7 protein-coding genes are annotated in these 8,646 nt (G+C 61.7%); 1 reads left to right on the forward strand and 6 read right to left on the reverse strand.

The window, feature by feature from the left end:
* Positions 1-7 precede the first annotated feature (7 nt).
* The 5 genes from U9J41_RS27260 to U9J41_RS27280 all read right to left on the reverse strand — a co-directional run bounded on the left by U9J41_RS27260 (position 8) and on the right by U9J41_RS27280 (position 5,439).
* Positions 8-892, reverse strand: a complete 885-nt coding sequence (locus U9J41_RS27260) for a branched-chain amino acid ABC transporter permease (RefSeq protein ID WP_322405305.1) — start codon at positions 890-892, stop codon at positions 8-10.
* A 70-nt stretch (positions 893-962) separates the two neighbouring features.
* The gene (locus U9J41_RS27265; protein WP_322405306.1) at positions 963-2,177 is read right to left on the reverse strand and encodes an ABC transporter substrate-binding protein; all 1,215 of its coding nucleotides are present in this window, start codon (positions 2,175-2,177) and stop codon (positions 963-965) included.
* Between the two features lie 20 nt (positions 2,178-2,197).
* Positions 2,198-2,905 carry an ABC transporter ATP-binding protein gene (locus U9J41_RS27270; protein ID WP_322405307.1) on the reverse strand — a complete coding sequence of 236 codons (708 nt, stop codon included), beginning with the start codon at positions 2,903-2,905 and terminating at the stop codon, positions 2,198-2,200.
* Complete coding sequence (locus U9J41_RS27275; RefSeq protein ID WP_322405308.1) at positions 2,902-3,675, reverse strand: ABC transporter ATP-binding protein; 774 nt, start codon at positions 3,673-3,675, stop codon at positions 2,902-2,904. Before U9J41_RS27275 ends, U9J41_RS27270 begins: the two co-directional genes overlap by 4 nt.
* A 138-nt stretch (positions 3,676-3,813) precedes the next feature.
* Positions 3,814-5,439, reverse strand: coding sequence for a GMC family oxidoreductase (locus U9J41_RS27280; RefSeq protein ID WP_322405309.1), 1,626 nt, complete (start codon positions 5,437-5,439; stop codon positions 3,814-3,816).
* 1,282 nt (positions 5,440-6,721) lie between these two features.
* On the opposite strand from U9J41_RS27280, the gene U9J41_RS27285 reads away from it, so the two are divergent.
* Complete coding sequence (locus U9J41_RS27285) at positions 6,722-7,519, forward strand: 5'-methylthioadenosine/adenosylhomocysteine nucleosidase (RefSeq protein WP_322405310.1); 798 nt, start codon at positions 6,722-6,724, stop codon at positions 7,517-7,519.
* Here the strand turns inward: U9J41_RS27285 and ald are convergent.
* Positions 7,489-8,604, reverse strand: a complete 1,116-nt coding sequence (ald, locus tag U9J41_RS27290; protein ID WP_322405311.1) for an alanine dehydrogenase — start codon at positions 8,602-8,604, stop codon at positions 7,489-7,491. The genes U9J41_RS27285 and ald overlap by 31 nt on opposite strands.
* Between the last annotated feature and the right edge of the window lie 42 nt (positions 8,605-8,646).

Here is an 8,646-nt window from a genome sequence, read left to right on the forward strand (position 1 = left end):
CGCTTCCTTATCGTTCTTGGCCGAACAGGCCGGCGGGGCGCAGCAGCAGCACGATCACCATCACGACGAACACGACGACTTCCGACGCTTCCGGATAGAACACGCGCGTGAGACCCTCGATGACGCCCAGCGCCAGGCCGGTGACGATGGCCCCGAGGATAGACCCCATGCCGCCGATCACGACGACGGCGAACACGACGATGATGAGGTTCGAGCCCATCAATGGCGTGACGTTGATGACGGGCGCCGCCAGCACGCCCGCGAAGCCGGCCAGCGCGACGCCGAAGCCGTAGGTCAATGTCACCATCAGGGGCACGTTGACGCCGAACGCCTCGACCAGTTTCGGATTCTCCGTGCCGGCGCGCAGGTAGGCGCCGAGGCGCGTCTTTTCGATCGTGAACCACGTCGCCAAGCACACGACGGACGACGCCAGCACGACCCAGGCGCGGTAGTTCGGCAGGATCATGAAGCCGAGGTCGGTGGCGCCGGACAGCGCTTCCGGCACGTCCAGCGTCTGGCCGGACACGCCGAAGAACGAGCGGAACACGCCTTCCAGCAGCAGGGTGATGCCGAAGGTCAGCAGCAGGCCATATAAATGATCGAATCGATACAGCCAGCGCAGCATCGTCCTTTCGATCAGGATGCCGAACGCCCCCACGACCAGCGGCGCCAGCACGAGCATCGTCCAGTAGTTCAGGCCGAACGACGTGACGCCGATGTAGGCGGCGAACGCGCCCATCATGTACAGCGCGCCGTGCGAGAAATTGATCACGTTGAGCAGGCCGAAGATCACGGCCAGGCCGAGCGACAGCATCGCATAGAACGAACCGTTGACCAGGCCCAGCAACAGCTGGCTCATCATCGCTTGCAGGGGGACGCCGAATATTTCCATGGGATCAGTCAGCAAACTACGATTAAAAACGACGGCGGCCGGTGCCGGCCACCCTGTGCCGGCGTCGTGCTCACTTCCAGGCCGCGCACTTCGTCTCGGCCTTGGTCGTGTACGCCTGGGCGCCCGGGATCGTCGCGACGACCTTGTAGTAATCCCACGGCGCCTTCGACTCGGCCGGCGTTTTTACCTGCATCAGATACATATCGTGCACCATGCGGCCGTCCGGACGGATCTCGGCATTCTTCGCGAACATGTCGTTGATCCTGGTCTTTTTAAGCTGGGCCATGACCTTCTCGCCATCGTCCGTACCGATCGCCTTGACGGCGTTCAGGTAGTTCATCGCGGCCGAATAATCCGCCGCCTGCAGCATGGACGGTTCCTTCTTCATCTTCGCGACGTATTTCTTGGCCCAGGCGCGCGTATCGTTGTTCAGGTCCCAGTACCAACCGGTGGTGAGATATAAACCCTGCGTCGTCGGCAGGCCGAGGGTGTGGATATCGTTGATGAACACGAGCAGGCCGGCGATTTTCATTTTGCTCGTCAGGCCGAATTCCTTCGCCGCTTTCACCGAGTTGATGAAGTCGCCGCCGGCGTTCGCCAGGCCCAGCACCTGCGCCTTCGACGCTTGCGCCTGCAGCAGGAACGACGAAAAATCGGACGCGCCCAGCGGGTGCTTGACGCTGCCCAGCACCTTCCCGCCATTCGCTTTGATGACGTCGGTCGTGTCCTTTTCCAGCGACTGGCCGAACGCGTAGTCGGCCGTGAGGAAATACCATGATTTGCCACCCTGCTTGACCATCGTGGCGCCCGTGCCGCGCGCGAGCGCGACGGTGTCATAGGCGTAGTGCACGGTGAACGGCGAGCACTGTTCGTTGGTCAGTTGCGCACTGCCGGAACCGATCGCGATGAACACTTTTTTCTTTTCCGCCGCGACCTTGGCCATGGCCAGCGCGGCGCCCGAGTTCGTGCCGCCGATCAGCATGTCGACGCCCTCCCGGTCGAACCATTCGCGCGCCTTGCTGGCGGCGATGTCCGGCTTGTTCTGGTGGTCGGCGACGATGAACTGGATCTTCTTGCCATTGATCGCGCCCCCCATGTCGGCGATCGCCATACGCACGGCTTCGGCGCCGCCATTGCCGTCGATGTCGGAATACACGCCCGACAAATCCGTGATCAGGCCGATCTTGATGGTGTCGCCCGAGACCTGGGCCTGGGCGGATAGGGACAAACCGGCCGCAAAGGTGGCAACCGTAAAGGCAATCGCTGTGCGTGTCGTGCGTTTCATGTGGTCTCCGTTATCGATGATCAAACGCCCAGCAGCTCGGTCAGGGCCGGCATGCTGGCCTGCAGCTCCGCGGCCGCGATCGTGGTGACGATGCGGCCGTGTTCCATGACATAAAACCGGTCCGCCAGCGGTGCCGCGAACCGGAAATTCTGTTCCACCATGACGATCGTGTAGCCCTTGGCCTTGAGCGTCGTGATCATGCGGCCCAGCGCCTGCACGATGACGGGCGCCAGGCCTTCCGAGATCTCGTCCAGCAACAGCAGGCGCGCGCCGGTGCGCAGGATGCGGGCCACCGCGAGCATCTGCTGCTCGCCGCCGGACAGCCGCGTCCCCTGGCTGTGGCGGCGCTCGACCAGGTTCGGGAACATCTCGTAGATCTCGGCCACGGACATGCCGGCGTCCCGCCCGGCAAGCCGCGGCGGCAACATGAGGTTTTCCTCGGTCGACAGCGACGCGAAAATGCCGCGCTCTTCCGGGCAATAGCCGATGCCGAGGTGGGCGATGCGGTGCGTCGGCAGGCGGATCGCCTCGACGCCATTGACGCGGATCGACCCGGTGCGCGCGCCCGTCAGGCCCATGATGGCGCGCAAGGTGGTCGTGCGGCCGGCGCCATTGCGCCCCAGCAGGGTCACCACTTCGCCCGGCTGTACCGATAAACCGACGCCGTGCAGGATGTGCGATTCGCCATACCAGGCTTGCAGATTGTCGATTTCCAGTGCCGGCGTCATCCGTGGGCTCCCGCCAGGTCGTTGTCGGCGCTGCCCATGTACGCTTCGATCACCTGTGGATTGCGCGCAACGTCGGCATATGCGCCTTCCGCCAGCACGGCGCCCCGCTGCAGCACGGAGATGCGGTCGCAGATGCCGGACACGACGTTCATATTGTGTTCGACCATCAGGATCGTGCGGCCGGCCGACACTTTTTTGATCAGTGCCGTCACGCGGTGCACGTCTTCATGGCCCATGCCCTGCGTCGGCTCGTCCAGCAGCATGAGTTCCGGCTCCATGGCGAGCGTCGTGGCGATCTCGAGCGCACGTTTGCGGCCGTACGGCAGGTCGGCCGTGACGGTGTCGGCAAAATTCTCCAGGTCGACTTCGGCCAGCAACTGTACGGCGCGATCGTTGAGCTGGTTCAAGGTCTTTTCGCTGCGCCAGAAATAAAAGCTGGTGCCGAGCGCGCGCTGCAGGCCGATGCGCACGTTTTCCAGCACGCTCAGGTGTGGAAACACGGCCGAGATCTGGAACGAGCGGATGATGCCGCGGCGCGCGATCTGCGCCGGTTTCAGCCGGGTGATGTCGGCGCCGTTGAAGAGGATGCGGCCGGCGGATGGGGCCAGGAATTTCGTGAGCAGATTAAAACACGTCGTCTTGCCGGCGCCATTCGGCCCGATCAGCGCGTGGATATGGCCACGCTGCACCTGCAGATTCACCTGATTGACGGCCGTAAAACCCTTGAATTCCTTCGTCAGATCGCGTGTTTCCAGAATGACGTCCGGCATTGCGCCTCCTCGCTGTCGTGATGCAAGCTTTACAAATCATACACACTTTTGGAACTCGTCAAGATACAGCACGCGACCGGTGAATCGCCGTGCGCTATGTCATGACGGCGCGCAAACCTGTTGTGCAAATATGCCCAGCTAGCGCCAGTCGCGAGAAATCAGCTGCGCCGTCTTTTCGGCGATCATCAAGGTGGGCGCGTTCGTATTGCCGGACGTGATCGTCGGCATGATGGAGGCGTCGACCACGCGCAATCCCTGGACCCCTTTCACGCGCAACGCGCTGTCGACGACGGCGAGCGGATCGTCCACGTTGCCCATGCGGCAGGTGCCGACCGGGTGAAAGATCGTCGTGCCGATGAGGCTGGCCGCTTGCGCCAGCTCGTCTTCCGTGCGGTAGTGCGGGCCCGGCTTGAATTCTTCCGGGCGGTATCTCGCCATGGACGGCGCGGCCACGATGCGGCGCGTGAGCGCCAGCGCGTCGGCCGCCACCTTGCGGTCTTCCGGCGTGCTGAGGTAGTTCGGCACGATCTTCGGCGGAGAATAGCTGTCGTTGTCCGCGAGCCGGACGTGGCCGCGCGCCGTCGGACGCAGATTGCACACGCTGGCCGTGAACGCGGGAAAACCGTGCAGCGGATCGCCGAATTTTTCCAGGGACAACGGCTGCACATGGTATTCCAGGTTCGGCGTCGCCTGGCCGGGATCGGAACGGGCAAACGCGCCCATCTGCGACGGCGCCATCGACATCGGCCCGCTCTGGAACAGCAGATATTGCGCGCCGATTTTCAGCTTGCCATACCAGGATGCGGCACTCGTGTTGAGCGAACGGGCGCCCGTGATGCGAAAGACCATGCGCAGCTGCAAATGATCCTGCAGGTTTTCGCCCACGCCCGGCGCGTCGACGACGGGTGCAATACCGTGCCGATGCAGCAGCCCCCCCGGCCCGATGCCGGACAACTGCAGGATGTGCGGCGAGCCGATCGCGCCGGCCGCCAGCAGGGTTTCGCGCCGCGCCATGGCCGAAAAGGCGCGCCCGCCGCCCGTGAATTGCACGCCGCGGCAGACGGCGCCCTGCGCCGTTTGCTCGAGGATGAGCTTTTCCACATGGCAGCCGGTCATGATCGTCAGGTTCGGCCGCGCCGAAGCCGGCCTTAGAAACGCCTTGGCCGTGTTCAAGCGGATGCCGCGCCGCTGGTTGACGTCGAAATAGGCGCACCCTTCGTTATCGCCGCCATTGAAATCGTCGACTTTCGGGATGCCCGTCTCGCTGGCCGCGTCGCGGAACGCATCGAGGATCTCCCAGGACAGCCGCTGGCGCTCGACACGCCACTCGCCGCCGCTGCCGTGAATGGCGCTGGCGCCGCCGTGATGGTCTTCGCTTGCCTTGAAAATGGGCAGGACATTGTCCCAGCGCCAGGACGGATCGCCCGACATATCGGCCCAGCGGTCGTAATCGCTGGCCTGGCCGCGCATATAGATCATGCCGTTGATCGACGAACTGCCACCCAGGACTTTTCCGCGCGGGTAGAGCAGCGATCGTCCTGCCAGCCCGGGGTCCGCTTCCGTCTTGAACAACCAGTCCGTACGGGGATTGTCGATGCAATACAGATAGCCGACGGGGATGTGGATCCACAGGTAATCGTCCTTCCCGCCCGCCTCGATCAGCAGGACCTGCACGTCGGGCTTGCGACTAAGGCGATTGGCCAGCACACAGCCGGCCGTGCCGGCCCCCACGATGACGTAATCGAATGCGCCGGCAGATTCCATGGAGCCTCATTCGTGATTCGGTTGAGCAAGCTTACCAGATGATCAAGTGTAAACGAGGTCTCCGGGCTGTGGATAAACGTATGAATATCCACAGGTACGGAATGTGGGGAAACCCGTTTTTTCGCACCAGCGCATTTTTTATCCAGTTTTGCCTCTCGGCACATACAAGACCAGCCCACCGGCTTATGCGAACCGTAAACGTTTGATGTTGTGGACAAAACCCGGCTTATCCACAGAAGAGTGCCACCGTTAACTACTATCATCATTCTGTATACAAGCTTTTGGTTGTAAACCTGGGGATTCGTTGCGAACGCTACGGCTCTGCCGGAAAACACCGTCGACCTCGACCGTCTCGGCCCACGATCTCCCTGCAAGCGTTCTTGAAAAAAAAAGTCCGACTCCGGACGCGTTCGCGACCCGACACCGTCGCGACGTCGACCACATCGGCCTCCACCAGCTAAAAAACCACGTGGCCGAGCCAGCTTTGTGGATAAGCTGCTGAATATCCACAGGATCGAATGTGCGAAACTGCCGTGTTTTATGACGACCAATTTCTTGTCCAGTTTCGGTCCGGTCCAGACGCAAGGTTTGTCCGACCGGTAGCACAGCACGTAAACCCTTGAGCATGTGGACAAAATCCCGGTTATCCACAGTTCGGCCCGCGTTTACTATCACTACTATTCTTATCTTTCTCTCCAAGTTAACTAAAGAGGGAAAACCAGGCAGGCGCGACGCGAACGTTCTTTTGTCTGCAAAAAAAAAAGCGCCGTCGCGACACAACGATGCCGACGCCAATGCTGGCCACATCCCTGAATGCCGACGCAGGCACTGCTCGACTGCCGGCTTGTCTACAGAAAGGACGAGACGCACCCGTCGCATCCGGAGCAGCGATCGCTTCGCTGCAAGCGTCGGAAAAGCTGAGTACGCACTGTTTGCATGCAAAAACGGCAAGCGAAGCGTCCAGATCGACCGCAAAACCAACCCGACTGTGGAAAACCGCCTGCATATCCACAGGACTGGATGTGCAAAAACCCCGTTTTGACGACCTCCGGCTTTTTTGTCCAACATCGGTTCAGCATCGATACAATGCTTTTCCAGCCGCTTCGTGAGCGCGTAAACCGTTGACGCTGTAGACAAATTCCTCTTTATCCACAGACAGAAGCCCGTTTACTATCACTATCAATTTTTTATATACATTTATGTCTATAAAACAAAAAGACCGGAAACAACGTGAACAAGCCGCCAATCCGTTGCCGCTCTACCAACAAAAACAGGCTGAACCATGCGATTAGGGATCATCAGTGCGTTGCACGAAGAACAGCAGGGGCTCATAGAAGCCATGGAAGGGCCCTACAAGCTCATGCATGGCATGCGCGAGTACTTTGTCGGACGACTGTGGGAAATCGACGCAGTGTGCGTTTTATCGCGTATAGGCAAGGTTGCTGCGGCACTGACGACCGCAACGCTTGTGGAGAAGTTCGGTGTTACCCACATCCTCTTTACGGGTGTGGCTGGCGCCGGGGACGCGGCTGTCCGTGTCGGCGACATCGTGGTGGCCGAATCCCTGATCCAGCACGACATGGATGCGAGTCCCTTGTTTCCCCGCTATGAAGTACCGCTGACGGGCTTGACGCACTTCCTGTCCGACCGTCAGATCGCCTTGCAACTGGCGGATGCGGCACGCCGTTTCCTGGAAGACGATTTCGCTTCCGCCATCGATCCCGCGGAAAGGGCCGTATTCGCGCTCAGCGGGCCGCGGCTGCATCATGGGCTCATCGCCAGCGCCGATCAGTTCATGAGCGACAAGGCCCGTCTGAACGCGTTGAATGAGGCGTTACCCGGTCTGCTGGCGGTGGAGATGGAAGGCGCCGCGGTGGCGCAGGCCTGTTTCGAGCTGGGGATCCCGTTCGGCGTGATCCGGACGATTTCCGACAACGCCAACGAAAACGCGGCCACCGATTTCATGCGCTTCGTGAAATCGGTGGCCGCACGTTATGCATTTCACATCGTCAGGCAGTTCTGCCTGGGGTGGCAAAAAGCGGATGCCGGTCAGGCCAGCAGCGTATCGGCCGGCACGTAATCGTAGCCCAGATCCTTCGCGACGGCGGCATACGTCACTTTGCCTTCGCAGACGTTCAGGCCATTCTTGAGGTGGGCATCGTCGCGCAGCGCCTGGCGCCAGCCCTTGTTCGCCAGCGCCACGGCGTGGCCTATCGTCGCGTTGTTCAGCGCGAACGTCGACGTGCGCGCCACCGCGCCAGGCATATTGGCCACGCAGTAATGCACGACGCCGTCGACGACGAACGTCGGATCAGCGTGCGTCGTCGGATACGACGTTTCGAAGCAGCCGCCCTGGTCGATCGCCACGTCGACGACGACGGCGCCCTTTTTCATCCGCGACACCATTGCGCGCGTCACCAGTTTCGGTGCCGCGGCGCCGGGCACGAGCACGCCGCCGATGACGAGATCGGCCGACAATACCGCTTCCTCGATCGCATGCGCGTTCGAATACAGGGTCGAAATCCGGTTGCCGTAGACGAGGTCGAGCTGGCGCAGGCGGTCGACATTCTTGTCGAGAACGGTAACGCGCGCACCGATCCCGACCGCCATTTGTAACGCATTCGTTCCCACCACGCCGGCGCCGATGATGACGATATGCCCCGCCGCCACGCCGGGCACGCCGCCCAGCAGGATGCCGGCGCCGCCCTTCGATTTTTCCAGGTGGCTGGCGCCGGCCTGGATCGACATCCGCCCCGCCACCTCGCTCATCGGCGCGAGCAGCGGCAGGCCGCCGCCCGGACCGGTGATGGTTTCATATGCGATGCACACGGCGCCCGATTTCACGAGGGCCGCCGTCTGTTCCGGATCCGGCGCCAAGTGCAGATACGTGTACAGGATCTGTCCCGGGCGCAGCAGCGCGCATTCCTGCGGCTGCGGTTCCTTGACTTTGACGATCATCTCGGCCTGCGCGAAGATCTCGTGCGCCGATGCCGCGATCGTCGCGCCGGCGGCCGTGTATTGCTCGTCCGTCAGGCCGATGCCGGCACCCGCGCCGGCTTGCACGATGACACGATGGCCGCGCGCGACCAGTTCGTGCACGCTGGGGGGCGTGAGGCCCACCCGGAATTCGTTGTTTTTGATTTCTTTTGGTACGCCTACTAACATGTCTGCCTCCAAGTTGTACTTCAAAAACAAAACGCGTGGCGT

Source organism: Massilia luteola (genome assembly GCF_034420155.1).
Lineage (GTDB): Bacteria > Pseudomonadota > Gammaproteobacteria > Burkholderiales > Burkholderiaceae_D > Telluria > Telluria luteola.

What these genes read in the sequence shown, in the direction of transcription:
- U9J41_RS27280 (WP_322405309.1), bottom strand. Translation starts at nt 5,439, where the DNA reads ATGGAATCTGCCGGCGCATTCGATTACGTCATCGTGGGGGCCGGCACG.
- ald (WP_322405311.1), bottom strand. Translation starts at nt 8,604, where the DNA reads ATGTTAGTAGGCGTACCAAAAGAAATCAAAAACAACGAATTCCGGGTG.
- U9J41_RS27275 (WP_322405308.1), bottom strand. Translation starts at nt 3,675, where the DNA reads ATGCCGGACGTCATTCTGGAAACACGCGATCTGACGAAGGAATTCAAG.
- U9J41_RS27260 (WP_322405305.1), bottom strand. Translation starts at nt 892, where the DNA reads ATGGAAATATTCGGCGTCCCCCTGCAAGCGATGATGAGCCAGCTGTTG.
- U9J41_RS27270 (WP_322405307.1), bottom strand. Translation starts at nt 2,905, where the DNA reads ATGACGCCGGCACTGGAAATCGACAATCTGCAAGCCTGGTATGGCGAA.
- U9J41_RS27265 (WP_322405306.1), bottom strand. Translation starts at nt 2,177, where the DNA reads ATGAAACGCACGACACGCACAGCGATTGCCTTTACGGTTGCCACCTTT.
- U9J41_RS27285 (WP_322405310.1), top strand. Translation starts at nt 6,722, where the DNA reads ATGCGATTAGGGATCATCAGTGCGTTGCACGAAGAACAGCAGGGGCTC.